This window comes from Comamonas sp. C11 (genome assembly GCF_024496285.1).
GTDB lineage: Bacteria > Pseudomonadota > Gammaproteobacteria > Burkholderiales > Burkholderiaceae_C > Comamonas > Comamonas testosteroni_F.
Window position 1 is genome coordinate 2,047,654 of record NZ_CP101743.1, and the last position, 26,210, is coordinate 2,073,863.

Below are 26,210 nucleotides of genomic sequence, written 5' to 3' on the forward strand. Positions count from 1 at the left end.
CTGGCTATTCCACCAGAGCACGAAATCTTGGAAGGAGTTCATGACGGCATCGTATCAAACCAGCGTCTGGATCGATTAACCCCATCAATAGGAGCAGACCGATTCAAGCGGTACGCACTGTTATGGAGGAGGTCAGTTTGACCGTCTCCGGCCCCAGGCCGCCACAGCTGAATTGAAACCGTTGACTTAACCCACAACCCCAAAGCGAAAGCCCCAGAGCGTTACGAGCGCCTGGGGCTTTCTTGTTTCCACCAGAAGAGCAAGGAGGAATGTCTTGAAGAGTCCCAAGAGTACCAGAAACGAATCTGAAAAGCACCCCTATGTGGAGTCCCTAAAGATGCTCATCGAAAAATATGGCCTCTGGAAGATTGCCATCGCCTGCGCCATTGTTGCGCTTGCATATCGCATTCCTGATGTCCTGATCGCGCCGATCAAGTAGTCACCAGTCCCGACAACCTCAAACCCGCCACGGTTCGCCATGGCGGGTTTTTTCATGACAAAACGCCATGCCAGTACCCACCTCGATTGATGAGCTGTCACCGATTCCGGTGGACAACTATCCAGTTGGCACAGAGCCGGTTTTCCCGAATCTTGACAACTACATCCGCGCTCATGGGGCATTTATCGCTCAGTTGCGTGACCGTCTGAACCTGGAAGGGATTCCGCTCACCTCAGTTATGTGGTGGGGCGGTGCGAGATCTGCAATCGCAAGCCGCATGCAGCCACTGGATGGCCAGTTGTTGCTGCGCGCCGACTACCCAGCACTGTGGTCATTTCTGACTGCTGGCAACTATCCGATGGTGACTGAGGCCAGTTGGCAGTCTGGCCCAACGCTTCGTGCGTCGTTTTCCGCTGGAGACGGAGCAACTACGTTCCGGATGCCTGATTTGAATGGCAAGCAAACAAACAGCATCGGCTCTGTGACTGTGCGCGGTGACGGATCAGGCGCTGCAAACGCTCCAGGCCAAATTCAGGACAGCCAGAACCGTGAACACAGTCATGGCGCATCTACTGGAACAGCAGGAGGCCACTCTCACACGGTGGCAGGCAGCACAGACACCGTACCTGATCACACCCATGGAAATACACAAAGCTCCTATCTCGTCGCCTTGGCAGGTGGTGGCTGGTCTGGGCGGGCTGCGGGATCGGACACCGGTGGGTCAACCGGTGGCGCAGGTGGCCATGGTCACTCTGTATCCGGAACAGCGCTTGAAGTCGCTGGACATCAGCACACGGTGACCGTTGAAAACAACGGTGGCACTGAAGCGCGGATGAAGTCGGCCACTGGGGCCTGGGTGATGCGCGTCATGTGAGGTAAATCATGCAAAAGTACAAGTCAAACATCACCAATACCAGTGGCGATGCGGTGCGAAATGCGCCCGTCTCCGTTCTAAAGGAAGATGGAAGCCTGGCCACGCTGTATTTGGACCGTGAGGGTCTAATACCGGCGGCAAATCCCCTATCTACAGGTGCTGATGGAACATTTTCGTTCTATGCAGTAAATGGCCGCTACAGCCTAGTTACTACAGTAGCTGGAGCGACGGTAACTGACCAGGACGTTGTTCTGCTCCTTGACCCCGACGATATGGAGTTTGGCCAACTAGAGGAAGCGGTTATAGAGGCGCAGGAGGCCGCGGCAGTTGCACAAGCTGCAGCGACAGGGGCAGCGACAAGCGAAGCCAATGCCCTTCAGTATTCTCAGAGTGCTGCAATATCCTCGATACAGGCAAACTCTAGCGCGGTCCTCTCACAAGATGCAGCCCTGCTCGCAGAAGCAGCCCGCGATGCTGCGGTAGCAAATGCGAATCTGTACCCAGACGAGCCAACCGGAAGAGCAGCAACCGCAGATGGAGCTTCGTTCTTAGTTCAAGGCAGTGGAGACATTGCCGCTTATATTTATCGCCGAACCAACGCAACTGCTAGTGTGTTGATCGGGACGCTTCCGAGTGGGCGTATTGCGATAGCAATGAACTCGGGTGGCATCTTTCCGCACCTGCGTGTTGATGCGACAAACTCGACCGTGTTTACGCCTGGGGCAGGATATACGCGCTCTGTGGTTGATGGTGTTATCCGCCTCACGCCGGACGGTGTAACGACATCGGTTGGCTATTACGCAAACAGCGGACTCAATGCTTCTCAGCAGTTTTCACCCAAGCTGCAGAATCGCGTTGGTTATCGCATGCGCCATTTCACGGGTTCGCCAGCGGCGCGCCTGTACGAAATCCAGCTGCGAGACACGGCTGGTGTGACGTATGCATATAGGACTAGCACAGCCTCTATTTACAACACTGGCCGCATCGTTGGCTGGGCCACTCATATCGTTGATATTTCCAAGAAGCCCGACGGTTCTGACTGGGGGACTGAGGTAATCAACGGCGTCTATATCGCGCTGTATGTCCCAACGCAGAACAACGCGATTATCGATATCGAGTGGATTGCTATTGGCGTAGAGCGGGCTGATTTCGCCACCAATGCAGACCTAAGCCGGGAAACGCTGATTATCCGTAACGTCGATATTCCGGCTGCTGTGGCTCCTGGAACAACTGCCCAGAAATATGTGCTGCGCAGTGTGCAGGTCGAGAGCACATCGACCATCAACCCTACGTTTATGGCTCCGACTGGATTCACCTCGGCAGTTGTCGGCGGTGCGATCCGCTATACCCCTACGGGTGTCGGTACTGGCCTGGGGTGGATGTCGCGATCCTTCACAACGCCACTTGCACCAGCGCAAACCACTCGTGCACGCTACAAGATGCGAGCTGTCGGCGGAAGCGATGAGCGTAGCTACTTGCTCTTCTTGCGCGATTCGGCAGGGGACGCCCATTACTACCAGGTCGATGCTTCGAATGTGGGCCGCCGTGATGGTCTGGATTATGTGGTGTACGACATCGACATCTCCAAGCGAGGCGACGGCACGGCATGGCCAGCTGGCGTAACACTGACTCAGGTTTGGATATCCCTGTCTGATCGTGCAGGCGCAACTTCGTGGGATTTGGAGTGGTTTGCTATGGGGATGGCCGACAGCATTTTTGCGACTGCAGCTTCTGCTGCGGATGATCAAAAACGCCTAACTGCTTTGGAATCGGCCATCACGCCTTTGCGGGCCATGTCTGATCTCATGCATGCAGTTACCAACCCATTGCGATCTGTAGAAGTTCAGCTTATTGGCGATTCCATTACCTGGGGTGTTGGGTCTACTGGTGCCGCAGATGACGGGCAGGGCCATAACGGGATGACCAATAACTCTTGGGCCAACCTTTTTCACAAGTGGCTTGGAGAGTCGTTCATTGATGGGTCGCTCGTCGCCACAAGTGGCGTAGCAACCTATTCGGAGCGCACATGGACCGGGCTGTCGAATGTGCATCTTGCCTCCGGCAATCTCGGGTTCACGATGAAATCGACCGGCGTTGCACCTGTCCACACGTACAACGAGAACGCGCTTGCCTATAGCAACATGTGGGAGTTCTCTTCGGCTGCTGGCACGGCCAAGAACAAAGGGGCACTCCAGTTCGATCTGACAGGGGACAACCTCACGTTCGTCTGCTGCCCAACCAATGCATCTGACGAGGCGGGATCCATCGTGGAGTTGTGGGGCAATGGCACCAAGCTTGGGGAGTTCAGCTATTACGGTGCAGAGGCGTGGCACACAGAGAAGACGCTGACATTCCCATTTGGTCGCTACAAGATGGAAATGATCGTGAAGTCTGCGAGCAATATCTTCAGGCTCGAGGGATTCCGTGCGAACCGCTACATCAAGGTGATCAACGACGGGATCAGCGGAACAAGCACAGGCTCCTGGCTTCCTGGCAGCGCAAACCTCAATGCAGCTCTCGCCAAGCGGGCTGAATTCGTGCTGATGCAGTTGGGCACAAACGACCGGCCCAACCCGTCTGGGAGCTATAGCACTTATCTGTTCTCGACTCGAATCACCCAGGCGCTGATTGCAGCCGGGCGCAAGGTAATCGTGATGGCTTCGAATGCTGTATCAGATGCGATCGACTATGCGCCTGGCCGTGTCTACACGCAGCGGCGTGTGGTCGATGCATTGCGCAGCATGTCGAAGGACATGAACCTCGATTTCATCGACAACTACCAAGCTACGGTGCCCGCGAAGATGTACGGCGAGGTGTGGGCGCCAGACGGCCTGCACCCCAACGACTATGGCTACAAGCTCATTTTCGAGAACATCCGCCGCGTTCTGATCAATCTTCAGTGAACAGCTGAACCCGCTTCGGCGGCCTTTCTTTTGAACACCCGCGGGTGGATTTCGTGCCTGGGAGGGCTATGGACAACAACTGGACTGACCAACTACTGCCGAAGGTGCCTGGCATTCTCGGCAGTGCAGGAGCGCTTATGTGGATGCAAGGAACGTGGCCGCGTAAGGCGGCAATGCTGGTCCTGGGTATCGCGGCCAGCAACTATGGGACGCCTGACTTTGTGCAGGCAACAGGTCTGTCTGAGGGGCTCGGCGGATTCGTCGTCGGCATGTTCTCAATGACGGCGGCCGACTGGGTGTTCAGGGCATGGGATCAGTTCGCTCTGGGGCCGCTGCTCAATGAATGGGTGCGCAAGCGCCTTGGGCTGCCACCGAAGGACGGGGGTGCTGCATGACCTTAGACGACATCACCAAAACCGCCATCCTGCCGGCCTTGAGCCTGATCGGCGTGAAGAACACCCAGGAAGCGCTGGTTGAGCTGCTTGCCATAGGTCTGCAGGAAAGTCGGTTCATCTACCGGCGCCAGATTGGCGGCCCAGCACGCAGCTTCTGGCAGTTTGAGCAGGGCGGGGGTGTGAAGGGGGTGCTGAACCATGAGGTGACGCAGGCCAAGGCCCGCGCCCTGTGCGCAGCTCGTGAGGTGGAAGCTACGCCTGCAGCTGTCTACAACCGGCTTGAACATGATGATGTGCTTGGCGCTGGGTTCGCCCGGCTTCTGCTGCTGAGCGACCCCAGGCCACTGCCAGCACTCGGCAAGGTCGATGAGGCCTGGGCGTACTACTTGCGCAACTGGCGCCCGGGCAAGCCGCATCCTCAGACCTGGCCCGGCTTCTATCAGAAGGCGCTGGAGTATGTGCGATGACTGGCCGCACCCAGGCCCTGGTGCTGGCCGTGCTGGTGGTCATGGCTTTTGCCGCCGGATGGTGGGGCAATGCCCAACGCGCAGAGGCCCGCATATCGCTCCTGAAAAAAGAGCATGCAGAGCAGACTATGCGAGCCAGTGCATCCGCTTTGGCTTCCTATTCACGCATGGAGAAAACCAAGGATGACGCAATCAAATCCGCTCAGGCCCGGGCTGAGAGCTTGCAGGCTGATGCTGGTGCTGCTGCCGCTGCTGCTGACGGCCTGCGCAAGCAACTCGCCGGCGTGCCAGCCCGTATCGCAGCCGCTTCCCGCGCCGCCGTCGATGAGTACGCTGCAACCGCAGGAGAGCTACTCGGCGCGTGCACAGCGGAATATCAGTGGATGGCAAAACAAGCTGATGGACACGCAAATGATGCGAGAATGATCACCGAGTCTTGGCCTCGCTGAACAAACGCAAAAAAGCCCCCTCGACACCCAAATCAGGTGCGAGGGGGCTCTTTTTTTTGTGCGGGAGATTTTGCCAACATGGGCGGTAAACCATGCGCTGCATGCTGGCCCTGCGCTTTGGCCTTCCCTGTGTCACATGAATGCGCAAACAGCGAGCACGCCGCTTTTAATCCGTTGGTCGCGAGTTCGAATCTCGCAGGACCCACCAGAATGCATAAGCCGCTACAGCTATTAAAGCTGTAGCGGCTTTTCTGTTTTATTCCCATGGTGGGAATATTCATCACTCCAAGGAATTGCGGTTTGCCCTCCTTGAGCGTTCGTGGACACGGGCGCTCTTGCTTTGCTTGGGTAAAGTCCGGGCAGCGCTCCGTATCGATTCTTGTGTCGGGTCTGGAGCATGCATGCAGAGCTGTAATCTGGTCCGGTGCTGATCAGCCTTTCCTCATGGTATCGGCCACGAACCGCTGCCAGCCCCAAGTGAAGCCCGATGGGGTCGGCAGCCTTGGTGATTGCTGTCTTTGTGTCGCGAGGCTTCATGGGGCGGAAAAGCAAGCCGGCAAACGACAGGATATGCGTGGTCTGTGCTTTACTTTTTGATTTCTACCTTGTTGCTGGACGCGCATGAGGCAAATCATGTCTGCCTTGAGGTCGATCTACGGGGGTGAGGGCCCAAAATTCCACCCGGTCCGAGCCTGCAAGGTCCGCGAACTCTGCCATCAAGGCAAACGGGGGCGCTGTCGAGCTGCTAGTTGCGACAGGCTCGCCTGGCGTTTGCCGGTATAGATGCCAAAGCGCCGCTCACGCCCCTTGGATCAAGGCTTGCGTACTCAATCCGAGAGCTTCCGGGCCGCTTAACCAAAGTCTTTGCCCGTCAGAGTAGCGAAACTGCTTTCCTCTGGACAGGCTGCGGCTCAGCAGATTGGTCAGTTGAAGTGATGGTGGAGTCAGGCCCAGTCTTCTGGCAGGCCAGCGGTGCTGACGCTGGTCGCCATGTGTTCGCCGAAAAGCAGAACCCCGCTCAGTGAACAGTGGCGGGGTTCGTCGGGAGAGCGGAGACAGAGTTGCCGTTATGGGGTTTTGCTTCTTCCCCGGTAGTTCAGGTCAGTGGCTGAGTAGTTCTCACGCTTGCGCCAGTCCATTTGAATCGGGCCGGCATGGTTGGCAGGATAGGTGATGCGCTCTTTTTCGCGATTGAGTTCCCACTGCTTTGCATCCACGATGCGATGGACTGTGGACTCTTTGGATTTACTCATGGGGAAGGCGGCCTTCAATCAAGTTTCTGAACCTAAAGAAGACGGTACAGTTGCCGGGATGACGAGTCCAGTGAATTCGCCCGATGAATGACGGATCGCTTGGATTACGTTGGAATCACGACTACTAGAGGTTTTTTTAGGGTAGATACGGATAGTTGCTGCTGGGGGATGGGTCTGTGTTCCCGTCAAGGCGTCAACCTTGAAACGGTTTGAGGCCTGTGTTGCAGCTCAAACGTGGCAAACAGAGCGCCGGAGAATGCTCGTCCGGCATATCGGTCCCCGGAATGAGAAAGCCCGCTTTGCAAGACTGGCAGGGTGATGGATGGTTGAATGAGGTTTTCAACCTCAATGAACAACAATGCATTTTTCGAGAAGTGCTTTGCTTCGTACTGCTGCCTTGACTGCGGTTGCTGCAGGAATTGCTGCTGCGTTTTTGGGTTGCTCTGTCTCGGTACCCCACGGCCTGCAGCCCGTGAGCGGCTTTGATGCCAAGCGCTACGTGGGCACCTGGTATGAATTGGCAAGGATCGACCACAGCTTCGAAACCGGACTAACGCAGGTGTCCGCGCAATACAGCCTCAATGACGATGGCACGGTGACGGTAGTCAACCGAGGTTTTGACGAAACGGAGAAGGAATGGCGTGAGGCCAGGGGCAGGGCGCGCTTTCAGGGAGACCCCAGCGTGGCTGCGCTCAAGGTTTCTTTCTTTGGTCCGTTCTACGGAGGCTACAACGTGGTGAGCCTGGATGACGACTACCAGACTTCCCTGGTGATAGGCAACAGCTTGGACTATTTCTGGTTGCTTTCGCGCAGCAAGACCATGCCTGAGCCGCAATTCAGACGACTGCTTGAAAGGGCTCAGTCACTGGGCGTTGACCTGAGTCGTGTGCAGGTTGTCGCACAGTAGTTCAAGCACTGCAGCGATAGTTTGCAAAGCGGCAGCAAAAGGTACAGGACTTGGCAAGCAAAAAAAGCCGGCTCATGCGGCACCCCGTCTGGATTCAGTCAGTTCATGTTTGGCGTCGTGGCGCGGGACTGTGAGTGCCGTCGCCGGCCTTTGACCATTCGCCTTGATTGCTGCACGGCAATGTGTCCAGGTGGGCGATGTCTTCGACTGTGACTGCCCGATCCAAATAAATGCAGCCGGTGATCTGTCGCCCGCATCTTGCCTTGATGCGTATTCCGGTTGAACTGATTCCTCGCGCCGCAGGCGAGGCATGGTGTTGCATCGGACGATTGACTCCACCGCCTGAAGCTGTCAGCCTGAGCATTTCTTGGTGCACTGCTTCAGGCCGATTGCGACGGGCCGCCAGTGGTATATGCGTTCAATGCGGGAGTGCTCGAAGTGAATGGCACTCTTGTGAATCGTCAGCTTGCTTGAGGTAGGCGATCAAGTCGCTACGCTCCTTGGTGTCAGGGATTCCGGCGTATGTCATCGTTGTATCTGGTAGTACCTTCATGGGTTGGGTCAGGAAGCGGTCGAGTGTTTTTTCGTCCCAGATGAAGCCAGAATTCTTCATGGCATCCGAGTAAGCAAAGCCGGCAACCGTACCCGCACGCCGTCCCAACAGACCACAATGATGAGGCCCCACTCGGTCATATGCCAGCGCATGGCAGGCTGCGCAGCGGGTGTATATCTGCTCGCCGGGAAGTTTGTCAGGTGCAGCATGCACTGTCGCCGCGAACGACAGCATGCCAAGCAGCAGCCACCGTTCGGTGTTCATGATACGAATGCCGTGGGGACCGGTGCTTCGCCCACTGCCTGGCGCAGTATTGCCCAGTGCATGGCTTCATCACCCAGAATGCTGGCCGCAGCCTTGGATAGTTCTCGATTGCCGAACAAGGGAACGGCTCCCAGATAAGCACTGACGGCCCCTTGCTCCAGTCGTGCCGCAAAGCGCAGCACATCCTCCGGTGATTTCAGCTGATTTGCTGGGAAGTTGTAAGCAGTCTTGGGGACTGCCGGCTTGCCGCCCAGCTTTTCAACCGTCCTGGCTAGTAGTTCGGCATGCGCTTTGTGATGGCCCTGGAAGGTCAGGGCCAGATCCAGCACCGAGGGTTGCAGCAGTTTGCTTTCTGCTCCCAACTGATAAGCAGCGATGGCCTCCAGTTCTGCACTCAGGGCGGTGTTCAGGATTTGAGTGTCCTGGGCTTTTCCATCGCCGGTTTTGGCGGTTAGCGCTTCACGACCGGCTAGTAGCGCAACAGCGGCGCCTGAAAGCATCAGCCCGGATTGGCCAAGAAAGAGGCGGCGCGCCTCCTGTGGATGAGCGATATGCAAAAACGACATGATGCACTCCTTCGTAGGTGACGAGGCCTGCTTTGGGAGACCGAAAATCCGGCGTCCAGGGCAAGCACTCATCCATTGGATGGATCGGAGCGTCACCACGTTCCGCCCTTGTTGGCAGCAGGGCCGCGAATCAGATCGACACAGGAACGCTGGATGCGGATACACCATCCAATGGTCAAAGGAGGCGCACATGTCGCACACTCACCCTTCGAACCACAGCCCTGCGGTTGCCGATGCTTCGGATCTGGAGCTCGCTTTCAGAGCCGCAGCTGGCGATGAGGTGGCTTTCGAGGCCATCATGCGACGCCACAATCGCTTGCTGTTCCGCACCGCACGAGCCATATTGAAAAGTGACACGGATGCCGAAGATGCCGTGCAGCAGGCCTATTTGCAGGCTTGGCAGGCATTGGGAAATTTCAGGGCGGATGCCAGGTTGTCGACATGGCTGGTACGCATTGTCGTCAACGAAGCACTTGGACAGACTAGACGTCGTCAGTTGAAGATCGTGCCGCTGGAGTCCGCGATGGCATCGACCCAGCAGGTGGATACCAGTTGGCAGCAAGACGATATGGACCGCGGCCCCGATCGAACAGTCATGCGTTCGGAGTTGCGTCAAATCATGGAGGCGCGCATTGACCTGCTGCCCGATGATTTCCGCAGGGTTTTCATGTTGCGCGGCGTCGAAGAGATGAGTGCGCAAGAGGTGTCGCAGATACTGGAAATTCCAGAGGCCACGGTGCGCACGCGCTTCTTCCGTGCACGAAGCATGCTTCGTGAAGGGCTTTTACAGGATCTGGATATGGCGCTCAGCGACGCCTTCAATTTCGATGGGGAGAGGTGCAATCGCATCGTGTCCTTGGTACGGGCAAGACTACCCCAGCGTTAAGCACGCATGCTTGAATTATTGGTTCTGATGACCATGCAGCAGATGCAGACCGATTCGCAAGAGTGGATAGCAGATCTGCACTTCACTAACTCTGGATTTCTTCATGCGTAGACCTCCCTGGGGTGGACTCTCTACTTTTGAGTGAAGCGAAGATTCGAGGAGGCTTCAAAGCGTACAGCAGGTGGCGACATATGCCACGAAGCCGTCATACAGAAAAACTCACCGCGGAGACATTCCTGGAGCAGCAGCTGGAATCCAGGTGGATGGAGAAACTAGAGGACTGATTGACATTTTCGCAACGGCTGCTGCTGAGACACTTGTTGCATATCGATGATCATCGCTTCACATTGCATGCTTTTCCAGATTAAATATTGACAAAAGCGGTGTGAGTCGACTGTATGTAAGAGGGGGCATGCAGATGAACGATCTGGAGGTTGACGGGAATCGCCATCTCAATCATTTGATGAGATCAGGTGTGTGCGCAGAAGGAGTGGATCGAATACTGCGTGCGGTTCGCAAGCACCTGGGAATGGATATCGCCTTTGTCTCACACTTCGGCGCTGCCGAACGGGTGCTGAGGCACTTGGACAGTGTTTCGGGTGGACCGCTCTATCAAGGCCAGAGCATTCCCATGCAGGAGGGATACTGTCTGAAGGTCGTTCATGGCGAGCTGCCCGAATGCATTCCGGATACAAGTCGTGTGCCGGCGACTCAGCACATTTCTGCAACACACGCAATTCCAATTGGGTCCCATTTGAGTGTTCCCGTCCGTCTCACGGATGGGCATGTGTACGGGACGCTTTGCTGCTTCAGCTACCTCCCGAATCCAACGCTAGGGGAGCGCGACATGCAATTGCTGCGCGCATTTGCAGAGATCCTGGCTGATCGTATCGAAGAGCAGGCTGCCGAGGAGCAAGTCAAGGCACGGTTGGTCGGAGAGGTCCAATCCGCGTTGGCACACGGTGATCCGAGGATGGTTTTCCAGCCGATCTGCAGTCTGCGTGACAAGGCCATCTGCGGCTTTGAGAGCCTTTCGCGTTTTGATGTCGAGCCCAGGCATGCGCCGGATTATTGGTTCGATGTGGCAGACAAGGCCGGTTTGGGCATTGACCTGGAGTTGTGCGCTGTTTCCAAGGTGCTGCCAGCGCTGGAGCGGCTGCCTGCCAACTGCAGCGTAAGTGTCAACTGCTCGCCACAATTGCTGCTTAGCAGCAAATTCCATCAACTACTTGATGGCATTGGTGATCTCTCCCGTCTGGTCCTGGAGATCACTGAACATGCTGCGGTCAAGGATTACAAAGCTCTTGTCGTTGGGCTGGAGCCTTACCGTCGCCGAGGCGCGAAACTGGCGGTTGATGATGCTGGTGCAGGCTATTCCAGCATGCGGCACATCCTCAATCTCGAGCCCGAGATCATCAAGCTTGATATGAGTCTTACTCACTCTATCGATACGGATGAGAAACGGCGTGCACTGGCCAGAGGTCTCATCAGCTTCGCGCATGAAATAGGAAGTCTGGTGATTGCAGAGGGCGTTGAACGGCCGGAAGAGCTGGATATGCTGCAAAGGCTTGGAGTGGATTGCGCTCAAGGGTATTTGCTTTCCAGGCCACTTGAGATTGATGCCGCGGCGGTGTTCTCGCTTCACTAATCGGTGTGCTGTGGGATGTGTCGCTGCATGGGCGGTCGCATCGTTTAAGTGTCTGGCAACTGATCTCGTCCAGCAGCCAGGTGGCTTAGCTCGCTTCCTGCGCCTGCATCGAGCAGGCCTTGGCTTTCTCGTGACTCTTTGGCAGAGGGCACGGAGCTTCTGTTGACAGGTGCTTGGTCTGTGCCTGGCCCTAGCGTAAACATCTATTTAGTGCCATCAATCAATGCGAGCATACTGTTTGCAAATATCAATTGCACGAGGACGCTATGAAATGGCTACTTGTCAGTTTTGCGCTCATGGTATTGATGCTCTGCATCAGCTTTGTCGCGTCGGTCGCTGACGACCTGAGGCAAGGTAGCGACCAGGATTGATTGCCAGGGTCTTCAGGACCCCTCACGAGGCATTTCCGCACCATCGACTGCAATCGTCACGCCCATGATGTTGCGGTCGATTTCCATTGGGCGTCCAAATCTCTCAAGCTTGGCGATGTAGCTGCCTGGCTTTGCTGGAGCAGCTTGTGCGCCTGGGGCCTTGTTGTGCGTCTTCCAATGCCTAGGAATGCGTGGCAAGCGCGCTTGTGAACGGTGTTGATCTGAAATTCATAGATCAGGGCTGAAATCTCCAATAGCAAGCTTTGCGCCGTCGGCTCTGAGAAAACCCGAAGGAGTACCTTGCTGTCTCCAACCGGAAGCGGCTTTGGAGCGGCCTCGGGCAACTGCACACTGCATCGCAGCCGAATTGCTTGACCATTCACCACCAAGGACTCACTGCACCCATTGAGGGCGAGAAATGAGTGCGGCTGCATGGCGCTTCCGGCAGAAGAAATACCTGATTTCAGTGATTGCTGTTGTCATCTTTGCTGGGTGACATGTTTGTCACATTTTTTGACAATTAAGACTTTTGCATACCTATTGAAGTTTTGAACATGAATTTCGTTCGCTAAGTCTTGCTGTCAAACCGTCCTTGCCACCATCCCCTCGCAGATATGAACGCTCTTGCTCACCACCGGCCTGAGACAAATTTTCGTGGCCGTGTCCGGTTCACGGCCCTGCTAGGCTCGGCCATCTGGCTCACCGGCTGCGCCAGCCTGACCGGCCAAGCGCTTTCCACGGAAGAAATCCAGTCACAGGTTCAGGCCGATCGGCAGAGTCTTGGCAAGGACGTGGCTGCGCTTACCGGGCCAGTGAGCCTTGAAGAGGCCATTGCGAGAGCCATCAAATACAACGCAGCCCAGCGCCTGCGCGGTATGGAAGAGGCGGTGGCCCAGGGCACGGCCAATGTTGCCAAGTTCGACATGCAGCCCAAGCTGGTGGCCTCGGCTGGCTACCGCTACCGCGACAAGGACCTGATCAGCCGCAGCACGGACTCCGTCACGGGCGCGCCTTCCCTGGCCCATCCCTATATCTCGTCGGATCGCGAGTCGACCCTGGCTTCGCTGAGCTTCTCCTGGAGCCTGCTGGATTTCGGTCAGAGCTATTACGCTGCACGCCAGCACGCGGATCGCGCCCAGATTGCTGCCGAGCGTCGCCGCAAGGCCATACACACGCTGATCCAGGATGTGCGCATTGCCTACTGGCGTGTGGCTGCGGCCCAGGCTCTGGAGTCCTCGCTGCAGACCGCAGGCCAGGATGCAGACAGGGCCCTGGAAGACTCGCGCAAGGTCGAAGCGGAAAAACTGCGCTCCCCCATGGAGCCGCTGCGTTATCAGCGTCAGTTGCTGGAGAACATCCGCCTGCTGGAGGCCATTCAGCAGGAGCTGTCCTCCTCGCGCATCGAACTGGCTTCGCTGATGGGCGTGTCGCCTGCCGAGCTGAACCAGCCTTTGCGTGTGATCGAGCCTTCAGCCTCGAATGCCCGGCGCTGGCTGGAGCAACCGGTGGACAAGCTGGAAGACCGGGCCCTGCTGCTGAACCCGGATCTGCGCGAGAGCCTGTACAACGCCCGTATCGCCAACGAAGAGACCAAGCGCGTCATGCTGCGCATGTTCCCCGGCCTTTCCTTCAACTACGGTGTCAACAAAAGCAGCGACAGCTATCTGATCAACGACCGCTGGCAGGATGCCGGCCTGCAGATCTCTTTCAACCTGCTGGGATTGCTTTCCCTGCCTGCACAGCGTCAACTGGCTGACGCGGGTGTCCAGCTGGCCGATCAGCGTCGCCTGGCTACCCAGATGGCGGTATTGACACAGCTGCATGTGGCACGTTTGCAATTTGCAAACGCCGTGCGCCAGTACGAAAGAGCACAGACCATTGCCTCCGTGGATCAGCGTCTGTCCGAGCATGTGAACAATCAGGTGCAGGCCGACAAGCTCAATGCGCTTGAGCGGGTCTCCCAGCAGACCGCCACCATTCTTTCCGTGCTGCGCCGGTATCAGGCCCAATCCAATATGCAGGCCGCCAGCTCTCGCCTGCAAGCCACCCTGGGCATGGAGCCCGTGATCGAAGGCTCCGACAGCATGCCCTTGCCTGAACTCACACAGGCCGTGGGTAAATCGCTGCAAAGCTGGGACGCGGGCCAATTCCAATGAAGTCTTGCGCGTCTCCTTTGATTCTGGGCTTGGCGTTGGGCTTGTCTCTGGGCGCTCAGGCCCAGACTGGCCCGGCAGCCCAGAGCCTTCCCAAGACTCAGGTCCCCTTGCCCAGCGTGCTGGACCAGCGCGAGATCCGTGCCCAGCTTTCGCCGCGCCGCTACACCACTCTGGCAGCAGAGATTGGTGCCAAGGTGCAGCGCCTGCCCGTGGTTGAGGGGGGCGCATTTCGCCAGGGTCAGCTGCTGGTGCAGTTTGACTGCAGCCTGCCGCAAGCCCAACTGAACAAGGCCCAGGCGGGCGTGGATGCCACCGAGAAGACCTGGAAGGCCAACCAGCGCCTGGCCGAGCTGAACTCTGTTGGCAAAGTGGAACTGGATGTCTCTCAGGCCGAATGGAACAAGGCCAGGGCTGAAGTCGCCGCCAACCGCAGCCTGCTGAGCAAATGCCAGATCACCGCGCCCTATGCTGGTCGTGTGGCCGAGCAGAAGATCCGTGAGCAGCAATACGCGCAGCCGGGTCAGGCTCTGCTGGACATTCTGGACGACTCCGCGCTGGAGCTGGAGTTCCTGGTGCCCTCGCGCTGGCTGAGCTGGCTGCATCAAGGATCGGAATTCCAGGTGCGTATCGACGAGACCGGCAAAACCTATCCAGCCAAGGTGCAACGCCTGGCCGCGCGCGTGGACCCGGTGAGCCAGTCGGTGAAGGTCAATGCGGCCATTCACGGAAAATTCAACGAGCTGATCGCCGGAATGAGCGGGCAGGTGCTGCTGGCACCGCCCCAGACCGGCAAGCCCTAGACATTCAAATACAAGAGCATATTGCGCATGTTATTAAAAGGTTTCAGATCACTTCTGTGCTGAAGTCTAGATTTAAAAGGTGCAGCATGCTCATATTTTTATAGTCCGATGGCAAGAGACCGACAGCTCCAAGGAAGAGGGGGGGCCGGCGGTCTGAACCTGCAAGGCAGGCAAGCGCCATGCCACCTTCATACAGGAAGGACACTTTGATGACCCGCAAATCTCGCCCATTCTGGAACCGTCTGACACAGGCCATGACGGCGCAGGCCGTAAAGACCGATGTCCCTCAGCGTCTGCAGCCAGTCTCCGTCGTGCGACCGCTGGCATTGGAGCAGCGCTTTATGTTTGACGGTGCAGCAGCGGTGGATGTGGCACATGCGGCCACGGACGCTGCGGTGCCGGGGGGGGCGGAGCACGCGGTGGATACGGCCAGCGCACTGCGGCATGCACTGACTGCAGAAGCACAGAGAGCGGCCGAGGGTTCCTCAGGGGCACCACAACGCCAGGAAGTGGTGTTTGTGGACAATCGGGTTCAAGACTATCAGCAGTTGATAAGCGGCCTGAAACCGGGCACCGAAGTGGTGGTGCTCGACAGTAGCAAGGATGGTTTGCAACAGATTGCCGACTATCTGAACGGCCGCAGCGACCTTGATGCCGTCCACCTGATCAGTCACGGCGAGGCAGGCAAGATTCAATTGGGCCGTGACTGGCTCGACAGCAGCACGCTCGATTCACGCAGTGAGACTCTGGCTCGTATTGGTAGCGCCTTGAGCACCGATGGCGACATTTTTCTTTATGGCTGCAATGTGGGGTCGAGCAGCGTCGGCCAGAACTTTATCCTGAACATGGCAGGAAAGACTGGTGCGGACATCGCAGCCTCCAGCAATGCAACCGGTAGCGCTGCGCGAGGCGGCGACTGGGTGTTGGAAACCAGCACGGGGAGCATTGAGCAAAGCATTGTCTGGAAAACCCCGCCCACCGACTATGCAGGGTTGTTGGCTAATGGCACTCTGACTTTTACCAGTAACTCGAATGTGAGCGGCGGCGTCGCCCGGGACGGCCAAGGTGGTTCCAGCGACTTGCCGGGAATTACCCTGGAGATTTTCAATATTCAGGACACGGACGGGACCAGGGACACGCAGCCCGGCAGTGAAATCAAATGGTTTGACAATAGCTACCTGTCCAGTCCGCAGGCTGGGTACACGGCCCTGACCAATGAGCTGAACGCGGGCTCCAAAGGCATGGCGATCAAGTCCAGCGACGGCAGCCCTTTCCAGATCAATGGGTTCACCTATTACAACTGGGGCGAGACTGAAAACGCCACCTATACCGTAAAAGGCTATTTGAATGGTGCCGAGGTAGCCTCCCAGGAATTCACGGTCATATATGACAAGGTCCGACAAGCATCAGATGTTACGACCGTCAGCCTGGGTAGTGCGTTCGACTATGTTGCTGAAGTGCGCTTGTACATTTCCGCGGGCGGCTATCTCGGTGATCAATCGGCCTCCAATCATTCCATTAACAATATCCAGATCGCAGATGCTGTTGCGCCCCTTCCCTCCGCAACCATTGCGATGTCCCGCGCAGCGCTGAAAATCGGCGAAACCTCTACCGTCACCTTTGCCTTCAACATGGCGGTGACCGGTTTCACCACCGCCGACCTCACCGTACCCAACGGCACTATCACCGGATTGGCCTCCAGCGATGGTGGTCTCACCTGGACCGGTCTGTTTACGCCCAATTCCAGCGTCACCGACAGCACCAACGTGATCACCGTCAACCTGGCCGGTGTCAACGCCGTCAGCGGTGGCCTCGCGGGTGTCGGCACTGCCGACTCCGTCAACTACTCCATCGACACTGCAGCGCCGACCGTCGCCTCGGTGACCTCCAGCATCGGCAACGGCACCTACAAGGCCGGGGATGTGATCTCGGTGCAGGTGAACTTCGGCGAGAGCGTCACGGTGAGCGGCACGCCACAGCTGACCCTGGAAACCGGCAGTACCGATCGTACGGTCAACTACGCCAGTGGCTCCGGCACCAGCATCCTGACCTTTAACTACACCGTGCAGGCCGGCGATACCGCCGCTGACCTGGACTACATCAGCACCAGCGCCCTGGTGCTCAATGGCGGCACTATCCGCGATGTCGCCGGCAACGACGCCGTCCTGACCCTGGCTGCGCCCGGATCAGCCGGCTCGCTGGGCGCCAACAAGGACATCGCGATCAACTCCGCACCCAGCATCGGCAACCTCAACGGCGACACCGTCGCCTGGGCCGGGGCCGGCAATACGGTCACGCTCGATAGCAGCGCAAACGTCACCTTCAACGACACCGAGTTCGGTGCGCTCAATGGCGGCAACGGCGACTGGGCGGGCGCCATCCTGTCGGTGCAGGCCGTGGGCGGCGCACTGTCGTCGGATATCTTCGGATTCAACACTGTAGGTGCGAACTTCACCATCAGCGGCAGCACCCTGCAGTCGGGTGGGCAGACCTTCGCCACCTTCACCAGTACCGGCGGCGTGCTGACCATCACCTTCACCAGCAGCGGCACCAGCGCCACCACTGCGCTGATCAACGACGTGGTGCGGCACATCACCTACCGCAGTGACACCCCTGCAGGCGATGCCACCATCCGTTTCAGCCTGAACGACGGCTCTTCGACCGCGACGGCGAATACCACGGTCACCAGCGATACCATCTACATCACCAACACCACCGACACCGGCACCATCGATCGTTCCAATGGCGTGAGCTTCAGCGAGGCGGTGGCCATCGCCGCAGCCGATGGTACCGGCAGCCAGACACTGATCTTCACCAGTGCGTTCAGCAGCGGCATGAGCCTGGCCGGCAACCTGTCGATCGCCGAGAGCCTGACCATCAATGCCGACTCGGCCAGCGGCCTGAGCATCAACGGCAGCACCATCACCCTGGGCGGTGGCACCACGCTGAACTTCACCAACGCCACCGGCACCGTCACCATCGCCAGCACCCTGGCGGGCAGCGGCTCGCTGAGCAAGGCTGGTGCCAGCGGCACCCTTGTGCTGAGCAGCACCAGCAACGAAGCCAACATGTCCGGTGGCATCACCGTGACCGGCGGCAGCCTGCAGATCAGCAACGACGACCAGTTGTCCTCCGGCAACCTGACGCTGAACGGCGGTACCCTTACCAACAACTCCACGGGTTTCACCATCGACAACGCCATCGCCATCGGCGCATCGGGTGGCACCATCAATGTCGGCGGTGGTGGCGGGGCGACCCAGCTCACCCTGTCCGGCGTGATTTCCGGCAGCGGCACGCTGGTCAAGAACGGTCAGGCAATCCTGCAGCTCGACGGCAACAACACCTATACCGGTGACACCAGCCTGGTGGCCGGCACCCTGATCCTCAACCACGCCAATGCCCTGGGCACCACGGCGGGCGGCACGACCGTGGCCGCCGGCACCAGCGTGCGCGTCAATGGCGGGTTGACGGTGGCCGAAGCCTTTACGGTCAGCGGCACCGGCAAGACGGTGAGCGCCGTGGACTACGGCGCGTTGCACCTGCTCAGCGGCAGTTCCACCCTGAGCGGCAACATCAACTTCACCGGCGACAGCGACATCAGCGCCGCCAGTGGTTCCACGCTGACCCTGAGTGGCGCGCTGGGCGGCGGAGCCTATAACCTCAACAAGACCGGTGCGGGCACCCTGATACTGTCCAGCGCCGGCAACGAGGCGGGCCTGACCGGCGGCACTACCATCACCGCCGGCACGCTGACGGTCGCCAACGACGACCACCTGGCCGCCGGCACCATCACGCTGAACGGCGGTACCCTGGCCATCACCGGCGCGACCACCATCGACAATGCGATCACGGTGGCCTCCGCCTCCACCATCAGCGCCACCGCCAACGCCACGCTGAGTGGCGCCCTCAGCGGCGCCAATGCACTGACCAAGAGCGGCGCCAGCACCCTGACCCTGGCCGGTGCCAGCGGTGGCCACTTCGGTGCCCTCAACATCACTGCGGGGGGCGTGACCCTGAGCGGCGGCTCGGCGCTTGGCGATTCCAGCTTGGTGACCATGTCTTCAGGTACCACGTTGACGGTATCCAGCGCCGAGGCCATCGGCTCCCTGGCAGGCGCGGGCAGCGTGGTGCTGAATGGCGCGCTGACCATCGGCGGCGACAACGGCAGCGCGACCTATACCGGCGTGATCTCGGGAGCGTCCGGCCTGACCAAGGTCGGCAGCGGTACCCAGACGCTGACCGGCGCCAACAGCTACACCGGTGCCACCAGCATCTCCGCCGGCGGGCTGGCCATTGGCTCCGGCGGCGCCCTCGGCAACGACAGTGCGGTGACGGTGAGCTCGGGGGCTACGCTTACGTCTAACACCGCGTCGCTGGCAATTGGCTCGCTCGCGGGCGCGGGTGTTGTTTCCTTTGGCGCCAACACCTTCATCAGTGGCTCCAACAACAGCTCGACCACCTTCTCTGGCGCCATCAGCGGCTCGGGCACGCTGGGCAAGGCGGGCAGTGGCACCCTGACGCTGTCCGGCACCAACAGCGGCAGCTCGGCGGCGATCCTGGTCAATGGCGGCGCGCTGGCCGTTGCTTCCGATGCCAACCTGACCAGTGGCACTGTCACGCTCCAGAACAGCAACCTGCGTATCACCGGTGCCGGCACCATCGATAACAACATCGTCCTGAGCGGTGGTTCCGGCGGCATCGTCGCCGATGCGGCCGCGACCCTCAGCGGTGTCATCAGCGGTGGAGGCCTGCTTGCCAAGTCGGGCACCGGCACCCTGAAGCTCTCCGGCACCAACACCTACAGCGGTGCCACCAACGTGGCCAGTGGCAGCCTGATCGTGGATGGCGCGCTGTCCGCCACCTCCGGCGTGGTCGTCTCCAGCAGCGCGACCCTGGGCGGCAGCGGCAGCATCTTCGCCAGCAGCTCGACCAATACGCTGACGGTGGTGAATGGCGGCACCCTGTCTCCGGGCAATGGCGGGGCCGGCGCCCTGACCGTCAACGGCAACCTGGTGATGAACAGTGGCAGCACGCTGGCGCTGGATATCAGCGGCACCTCGGCCGGTAACCATTACGACCAGGTAATCGTCAACGGCACGGTTGACGTCACCGGCGCCACCCTGGCGGTGACTCATGCCTACGCCGCAGGCACCGGCGACAGCTACAGCATCATCGTCAACGATGCCGCCGACGCGGTGACCGGGACCTTCAGCGGTCTGTCCGAGGGCGGCGTGGTGACGGCCGGTGGCAACAGTACCCCGCTGACGGCCAGCTACATCGCGGGTACCGGCAACGACTTCACCCTCACCGCGCCCACCGCGCCGCGGGTAAACGACGTATCGTCCAGCACCGCCAACGGCACCTACAAGATCGGCGACACCATCACCGTCACCATCACCTTCGATACCACCGTCGATGTGACCGGAACGCCCAAGCTGCAACTGGAGACCGGCGACAGCGACCGGACGCTCAGCTACGTTTCTGGCTCGGGCACCACCACCCTGACCTTCGGCTACACCGTCCAGGCCGGCGACAGCTCCGCCGACCTCGACTACACCTCCACCTCGGCCCTGACCCTCAACGGTGGCACCATCAAGGATGGTTCCAGCCGCGACGCCATCCTGACCCTGCCAGCCCCCAGCACCGCCGGTTCCCTGGGGGCCAATAAGGCCCTGGTGGTGGACGGCGTGCGCCCGACGGCCAGCAGCATCTCGCTGAGCGATACCGCCCTGAAGGCCGGCGATACCGCCACCGTCACCATCACCTTCGCCGAAGCGGTGACAGGGCTGGATGCCAGCGACTTCACCGTGGCCGGCGGCACCATTGGTGCCCTGAGCAGCGCCGATGGCGGCTTCACCTGGACCACCACCTTCACCCCGACCAGCAACCTCACCAGCGGCACCAACGCCATTACCCTGAACAACACCGGCGTCACCGACGAGGCGGGCAACCTCGGTAGCGGTACCACCAGTTCGCTCAACTACATGATCGACACCCAGTTGCCGACGGCCACCATCGATGTCGCCAATACCGCACTGAAGGCCGGGCAGACCACCACCGTCACCATCACTTTCAGCGAAGCGGTGAGCGGGCTGGACACGGGCGACTTCACCGTGTCCAACGGTTCCCTCAGTTCCCTGAGCAGCAGCGACGGCGGCATCACCTGGACGGCCACCTTCACCCCTGCGGCCGGTATCACGGCCTCCACCAACCTGATCACCCTGAACAACACCGGCTTCGCCGACCTGTCAGGCAACGCCGGTGGCGGCATCACCAATTCGAACAATTACGTCATCGACACTCTGCGTCCGACAGCGACCATCGTCCTGTCCGATCCGACCCTGAGCGCCGGTGAGACCTCACTGGTGACCATCACCTTCAGCGAAGCGGTGACCGGCTTCACCCTGGCCGACCTGAACGCCAGCAATGGCAATCTGAGCAATCTGAGCAGCAGCGACGGCGGCATTACCTGGACGGCGACATTCACGCCGAGCGTCGGGATCAACGACGCCACCAACCTGATCATCCTGGACAATACCGGCGTTGCCGATCTGTCAGGCAACGTCGGCGCTGGTACGACCAACTCCGCCAACTTTGTCATCAATACTGTGCTGCCGACCGCCACCATCGTGGTTAGCGACAGCGCACTGAAGGTCGGCGAAACCTCGCTGGTGACCATCACCTTCAGCGAAGCGGTGACCGGCTTCACCAACGCCGACCTGACCATTGCCAACGGTACGCTGTCGGCGGTGTCCAGTGCGGATGGTGGCATCACCTGGACGGCGACCTTCACCCCGACCAGCAACATCACCGACGCCACCAACCTAATCACCCTGGACAACACTGGTGTGCAGAACGCTTATGGCAACGCTGGCAGCGGCACCACCGTCTCCAACAACTATGCCATCGACAATCAGCGTCCAACGGCCACGATTGTGGTGGCGGATGCGGCCCTGGGTGTCGGCCAGACCACCACGGTGACGTTCACCTTCAGCGAGGCGGTCACCGGTTTCACCCTGGCCGACGTCACGGTGGCCAACGGCACGCTCTCCGGCCTGACCACCTCGGACAACATCACCTGGACGGCCACCTTCACCCCGGCAGCAGGCATCACCGACACCAGCAACCTCATCACCCTGGACAACACCGGAGTGGCCGATGTGGCGGGCAACGCCGGCACGGGCAGCACCGATTCGAACAACTACGTGATCGACAGTCTGCGTCCGACCGCGACCATCGTCATCAGCGATACCGATCTGCGCCCCGGTGAAGCCGCCACGGTGACCATCACGTTCAGCGAAGCGGTGACCGGTTTCGACAACTCCGATCTGAGCGTCGTCAACGGCACTCTGAGCAATGTCTCGTCGAGCGACGGCGGCATCACCTGGACCGCCACCTTCACGCCGAACATCGGTGTCAGTGACGCCACCTACCTGATCGTCCTCAATAACACCGGGATTGCCGACTTGGCTGGCAACACCGGTACCGGTGCCACCAACTCGGCCAACTATGCGGTACAGACACTGGTGCCGACTGCCACCATCGTGGTCGCCGACACAGCACTCAAGGCCGGAGATACCTCGCTGGTGACCATCACCTTCAGCGAAGCGGTCAGCGGTTTCACCAACGCCGACCTGACCATTGCCAACGGCACGTTGTCGGCGGTTTCCAGTGCGGATGGCGGCATCACCTGGACCGCGACGTTCACGTCGACCAGCAACATCACCGATGCCAGCAACCTGGTCACTCTGAACAACGCCGGTGTGACCAACGCCTCGGGCAACGGCGGCGTTGGCACCACCGACTCCAACAACTTCGCCATCGATACGCTGCGCCCAACGGCGACCATTGTCGTGGCGGACACCAGCCTTGCGGTCGGTGAAACCTCGCTGGTGACCATCACCTTCAGCGAAGCGGTCAGCGGTTTCAGCAACGCCGATCTGACGGTAGCCAACGGCACCCTGAGCGCGGTCAGCAGCAGCGACGGCGGCATCACCTGGACCGCGACGTTCACGCCGACCAGCAACATCACCGATGCCACCAACCTGATCACCCTGGACAATTCCGGGGTGACTGACGCTGCCGGCAACGCCGGCAGTGGCACCACCGATTCGAACAATTACGCCATCGACACGCTGCGCCCAACGGCGACCATTGTCGTGGCGGATACCGCGCTGAAAGTCGGCGAGACCTCGCTGGTGACCATCACCTTCAGCGAAGCGGTCAGCGGTTTCACCAACGCCGATCTGACCATTGCCAACGGTACGCTGTCGGCGGTTTCCAGTGCGGACGGTGGCATCACCTGGACGGCTACGTTCACGCCGACCAGCAACATCACCGATGCCAGCAACCTGATCACCCTGGACAATTCCGGGGTGACTGACGCTGCCGGCAACGCCGGCAGTGGCAGCACCACTTCGAACAATTACGCCATCGATACCGTGCGCCCAACAGCGACCATTGTCGTGGCGGATACCGCGCTGAAAGTCGGCGAGACCTCGCTGGTGACCATCACCTTCAGCGAAGCGGTCAGCGGTTTCAGCAACGCCGATCTGACGGTAGCCAACGGCACCCTGAGCGCGGTCAGCAGCAGCGACGGCGGCATCACCTGGACCGCGACGTTCACGCCGACCAGCAACATCACCGATGCCAGCAACCTGATCACCCTGGACAATTCCGGGGTGACTGACGCTGCCGGCAACGCCGGCAGTGGCACCACCGATTCGAACAATTACGCCATCGACACGCTGCGCCCAACGGCGACCATTGTCGTGGCGGATACCGCGCTGAAAGTCGGCGAGACCTCGCTGGTGACCATCACCTTCAGCGAAGCGGTCAGCGGTTTCACCAACGCCGATCTGACCATCGCCAACGGTACGCTGTCGGCGGTTTCCAGTGCGGATGGCGGCATCACCTGGACGGCGACCCTGACGCCGACGGCCAGCATTACCGATACCACCAACGTGATTACGCTGGACAACACCGGCTATGTGGATGCAGCGGGCAACAGCGGTACGGGAACGACAGATTCGAACAACTACGCGATCGATACCCAGCGTCCCACAGCCACCATCGTGGTAGCGGATACGGCGCTGGCAGTGGGCGAGGCCTCGTTAGTAACCATCACATTCAGTGAAGCCGTAACCGGTCTGGATCTGTTCGACTTTAGCGTCGAGCATGGAGCACTGAGCAATCTGACGTCCAGCGATGGCGGTCTTACCTGGACGGCGACCCTGACGCCGACGGCCGGCATTACCGATACCAGCAATGTGATCACGCTGAACAACACCGGCTATGCGGATGCGGCGGGCAACAGCGGTACGGGAACGACAGATTCGAACAACTACGCGATCGATACCCAGCGTCCCACAGCCACCATCGTGGTAGCGGATACGGCGCTGGCAGTGGGCGAGGCCTCGTTAGTAACCATCACATTCAGTGAAGCCGTAACCGGTCTGGATCTGTTCGACTTTAGCGTCGAGCATGGAGCACTGAGCAATCTGACGTCCAGCGATGGCGGTCTTACCTGGACGGCGACCCTGACGCCGACGGCCAGCATTACCGATACCACCAACGTGATTACGCTGGACAACACCGGCTATGTGGATGCAGCGGGCAACAGCGGTACGGGAACGACAGATTCGAACAACTACGCAATCGACACCCAGCGCCCCACGGCCACCATTGTGGTGAGCGACACGGCGCTGGCGGTGGGTGAGAGCTCCACGGTCACGATCACCTTTAGCGAAGCGGTGACGGGGCTGGATCTTGGTGACTTCACTGTGGCCAATGGTGTGCTGAGCGACCTCAGCAGCAGCGACGGCATCACCTGGAAGGCCACCTTGACGCCGACGGCGGGCAATACCAGCGCCGGCAACCTGATCACGCTGGACAACAGCGGCGTGCAGGATGCAGCGGGCAACACTGGGGCGAACGTCACCACCTCCAATGCTTACGCCATCGACACCCAGCGCCCGACAGCCACCATTGTGGTGAACGACACGGCGCTGGCGGTGGGCGAGAGCTCCACGGTCATCATTACCTTCAGCGAAGCGGTAACGGGGCTGGATGTTGGTGACTTCACCGTTGCCAATGGCAGCCTGAGCAATCTGATGTCCAGCGACGGCGGCTTGACCTGGACGGCGACGCTGACGCCGACCGCCGGAATCACCGACACCACGAATGTGGTCACGCTGAGCAATACGGGCTATGTGGACACGGCCGGCAACAGCGGAACGGCAACCACAGCATCCAATGTTTATGCCATCGATACCCTTGCTCCGGTTGTGCCAGGAATTACTCTCGATCAAGCCACGCTGGTGAATGGGCGCCAGGTTTCGCCAACGGGCTTGGTCTTCATTTCTGGTCTGGAGGCGGGAGGAAGCTGGCAGTACTCCTTGGACAATGGCGTTTCCTGGATTGAAGGCCGCGGGAATTCCCTCAAGGTACCTGGTCTCGGTGCATTCAGCCTCTGGGTTCAGCAAAAGGACATGGCGGGTAATGCATCTTCGGTAACGTCACTCAGCGGCATTGTTGAACCGCTGGTACCTCCTGCCGTGCATGCTCCGTTTGCCTTTGCTGTGAGTAGTTCCTCTGATGGACTTGGTCTCACACCATTTCAACCTTCCGAGGTACCAGAGCCGAATGCTGATTTTCTGCATTCGGCGTCGATGATGCTTAGTTCCGTATCTCAAGACAAAGGGATGCCTCGTCAAGATAGCTGGTCTGAATATGGCCTTCCGCAGTCAATTGCAGGCGTCAATGACTGGATGTGGGCGTCGCTTTTCGCACCGGTAGAACCCAATCGCTCTGGATTTGAGCCGGCACCTGAGCAGTTCTCGGTCACGACTGGGGCCAGCATTCTGGATCTGAAGCCTGTTCTCCTGGCGTCAGAGAGCCCGTGGGATATCGAGTCGCTCCAGTTCAGCTTCGCCGGTAAGCAGGAGCTGCCCGGATGGGTGCGCTTGGACCGCCATAGCGGTCAGCTAACCATCAACGCACCCAAGGACCTCAGCACAATGCTTGTTCTGCAGATCAAGGTCAGCGATGGAAAGGGGCACGAGTCGGTGCGAACTGTCAAGCTGGTGGTCGGCGATGCACGGGCCACATCCAGTGTGCCCACAGGGCGAGCGGGACTGAGTGAAAAGATGGCAAATGCAGCGAGTCAGCAGGCGGGGACAAGGGTGTCCCAGTATGTCCATGGTTGATGGGGTCATGAGTACAGCAGATGAGGCGGTTGTGCCATGAACGCAGCCGTTTTTCCTCAGAGCGTGAACCCG

Annotated in this window: 15 protein-coding genes; 11 read left to right on the forward strand and 4 right to left on the reverse strand. The window is 59.4% G+C overall.

What is annotated here, in order from left to right; all coding sequences use genetic code 11:
* Positions 1–506 precede the first annotated feature (506 nt).
* From NOX35_RS09445 to NOX35_RS09465, 5 genes are all read left to right on the forward strand, one after another.
* Positions 507–1,313 carry a hypothetical protein gene (locus NOX35_RS09445; protein ID WP_256496456.1) on the forward strand — a complete coding sequence of 269 codons (807 nt, stop codon included), beginning with the start codon at positions 507–509 and terminating at the stop codon, positions 1,311–1,313.
* 8 nt (positions 1,314–1,321) lie between these two features.
* A complete protein-coding gene (locus tag NOX35_RS09450) occupies positions 1,322–4,216 on the forward strand; it encodes an SGNH/GDSL hydrolase family protein (RefSeq protein ID WP_256496457.1) in 2,895 nt (964 codons plus the stop codon).
* Positions 4,217–4,284: 68 nt separating this feature from the next.
* The gene (locus NOX35_RS09455) at positions 4,285–4,611 is read left to right on the forward strand and encodes a hypothetical protein (RefSeq protein WP_256496458.1); all 327 of its coding nucleotides are present in this window, start codon (positions 4,285–4,287) and stop codon (positions 4,609–4,611) included.
* Positions 4,608–5,078, forward strand: a complete 471-nt coding sequence (locus NOX35_RS09460; RefSeq protein ID WP_256496459.1) for a hypothetical protein — start codon at positions 4,608–4,610, stop codon at positions 5,076–5,078. Before NOX35_RS09455 ends, NOX35_RS09460 begins: the two co-directional genes overlap by 4 nt.
* 41 nt (positions 5,079–5,119) lie before the next feature.
* Positions 5,120–5,527 carry a hypothetical protein gene (locus tag NOX35_RS09465; protein WP_256496460.1) on the forward strand — a complete coding sequence of 136 codons (408 nt, stop codon included), beginning with the start codon at positions 5,120–5,122 and terminating at the stop codon, positions 5,525–5,527.
* A 32-nt stretch (positions 5,528–5,559) separates the two neighbouring features.
* Here the strand turns inward: NOX35_RS09465 and NOX35_RS09470 are convergent, their stop codons facing one another.
* Together NOX35_RS09470 and NOX35_RS09475 are read right to left on the reverse strand one after the other, a co-directional pair.
* Complete coding sequence (locus tag NOX35_RS09470; protein ID WP_256496461.1) at positions 5,560–5,808, reverse strand: hypothetical protein; 249 nt, start codon at positions 5,806–5,808, stop codon at positions 5,560–5,562.
* A 786-nt stretch (positions 5,809–6,594) separates the two neighbouring features.
* On the reverse strand, positions 6,595–6,780 hold the full coding sequence (locus NOX35_RS09475; RefSeq protein WP_003070780.1) for a hypothetical protein: 186 nt from the start codon (positions 6,778–6,780) through the stop codon (positions 6,595–6,597).
* 463 nt (positions 6,781–7,243) lie between these two features.
* Here NOX35_RS09475 and NOX35_RS09480 point away from each other — a divergent pair, with 463 nt between their 5' ends.
* Positions 7,244–7,687 carry a lipocalin family protein gene (locus tag NOX35_RS09480; protein ID WP_371878541.1) on the forward strand — a complete coding sequence of 148 codons (444 nt, stop codon included), beginning with the start codon at positions 7,244–7,246 and terminating at the stop codon, positions 7,685–7,687.
* Positions 7,688–8,105: 418 nt separating this feature from the next.
* Here the strand turns inward: NOX35_RS09480 and NOX35_RS09485 are convergent, their stop codons facing one another.
* Both NOX35_RS09485 and NOX35_RS09490 read right to left on the reverse strand, forming a co-directional pair.
* Complete coding sequence (locus tag NOX35_RS09485; RefSeq protein ID WP_256496463.1) at positions 8,106–8,504, reverse strand: cytochrome c family protein; 399 nt, start codon at positions 8,502–8,504, stop codon at positions 8,106–8,108.
* Positions 8,501–9,070 carry a ferritin-like domain-containing protein gene (locus NOX35_RS09490; RefSeq protein WP_256496906.1) on the reverse strand — a complete coding sequence of 190 codons (570 nt, stop codon included), beginning with the start codon at positions 9,068–9,070 and terminating at the stop codon, positions 8,501–8,503. The genes NOX35_RS09485 and NOX35_RS09490 overlap by 4 nt, the downstream gene beginning before the upstream one ends.
* Positions 9,071–9,260: 190 nt before the next feature.
* Between NOX35_RS09490 and NOX35_RS09495 the strand changes: the two genes are divergently transcribed.
* From NOX35_RS09495 to NOX35_RS09515, 5 genes are all read left to right on the forward strand, one after another.
* Entirely contained in the window at positions 9,261–9,956 is a 696-nt protein-coding gene (locus NOX35_RS09495) for an RNA polymerase sigma factor (protein WP_256496464.1), read from the forward strand.
* Between the two features lie 412 nt (positions 9,957–10,368).
* Positions 10,369–11,604: an EAL domain-containing protein gene (locus tag NOX35_RS09500; RefSeq protein WP_182286437.1), complete on the forward strand. Its 1,236-nt coding sequence runs from the start codon at positions 10,369–10,371 to the stop codon at positions 11,602–11,604.
* Between the two features lie 985 nt (positions 11,605–12,589).
* Entirely contained in the window at positions 12,590–14,131 is a 1,542-nt protein-coding gene (locus NOX35_RS09505) for a TolC family protein (protein ID WP_256496465.1), read from the forward strand.
* Positions 14,128–14,931: an efflux RND transporter periplasmic adaptor subunit gene (locus tag NOX35_RS09510; RefSeq protein WP_342760609.1), complete on the forward strand. Its 804-nt coding sequence runs from the start codon at positions 14,128–14,130 to the stop codon at positions 14,929–14,931. The genes NOX35_RS09505 and NOX35_RS09510 overlap by 4 nt, the downstream gene beginning before the upstream one ends.
* Before the next feature lie 209 nt (positions 14,932–15,140).
* A complete protein-coding gene (locus NOX35_RS09515; protein WP_256496467.1) occupies positions 15,141–26,138 on the forward strand; it encodes an Ig-like domain-containing protein in 10,998 nt (3,665 codons plus the stop codon).
* The last annotated feature ends 72 nt before the right edge of the window (positions 26,139–26,210 follow it).

Excerpts from the sequence above, each read along its gene's own strand:
- NOX35_RS09510 (WP_342760609.1), top strand. The coding sequence starts at position 14,128 with ATGAAGTCTTGCGCGTCTCCTTTGATTCTGGGCTTGGCGTTGGGCTTG.
- NOX35_RS09475 (WP_003070780.1), bottom strand. The coding sequence starts at position 6,780 with ATGAGTAAATCCAAAGAGTCCACAGTCCATCGCATCGTGGATGCAAAG.
- NOX35_RS09515 (WP_256496467.1), top strand. The coding sequence starts at position 15,141 with ATGACCCGCAAATCTCGCCCATTCTGGAACCGTCTGACACAGGCCATG.
- NOX35_RS09450 (WP_256496457.1), top strand. The coding sequence starts at position 1,322 with ATGCAAAAGTACAAGTCAAACATCACCAATACCAGTGGCGATGCGGTG.
- NOX35_RS09490 (WP_256496906.1), bottom strand. The coding sequence starts at position 9,070 with ATGTCGTTTTTGCATATCGCTCATCCACAGGAGGCGCGCCGCCTCTTT.
- NOX35_RS09455 (WP_256496458.1), top strand. The coding sequence starts at position 4,285 with ATGGACAACAACTGGACTGACCAACTACTGCCGAAGGTGCCTGGCATT.
- NOX35_RS09445 (WP_256496456.1), top strand. The coding sequence starts at position 507 with ATGCCAGTACCCACCTCGATTGATGAGCTGTCACCGATTCCGGTGGAC.
- NOX35_RS09460 (WP_256496459.1), top strand. The coding sequence starts at position 4,608 with ATGACCTTAGACGACATCACCAAAACCGCCATCCTGCCGGCCTTGAGC.
- NOX35_RS09505 (WP_256496465.1), top strand. The coding sequence starts at position 12,590 with ATGAACGCTCTTGCTCACCACCGGCCTGAGACAAATTTTCGTGGCCGT.
- NOX35_RS09485 (WP_256496463.1), bottom strand. The coding sequence starts at position 8,504 with ATGAACACCGAACGGTGGCTGCTGCTTGGCATGCTGTCGTTCGCGGCG.
- NOX35_RS09500 (WP_182286437.1), top strand. The coding sequence starts at position 10,369 with ATGCAGATGAACGATCTGGAGGTTGACGGGAATCGCCATCTCAATCAT.
- NOX35_RS09495 (WP_256496464.1), top strand. The coding sequence starts at position 9,261 with ATGTCGCACACTCACCCTTCGAACCACAGCCCTGCGGTTGCCGATGCT.
- NOX35_RS09470 (WP_256496461.1), bottom strand. The coding sequence starts at position 5,808 with ATGAATATTCCCACCATGGGAATAAAACAGAAAAGCCGCTACAGCTTT.
- NOX35_RS09465 (WP_256496460.1), top strand. The coding sequence starts at position 5,120 with ATGGCTTTTGCCGCCGGATGGTGGGGCAATGCCCAACGCGCAGAGGCC.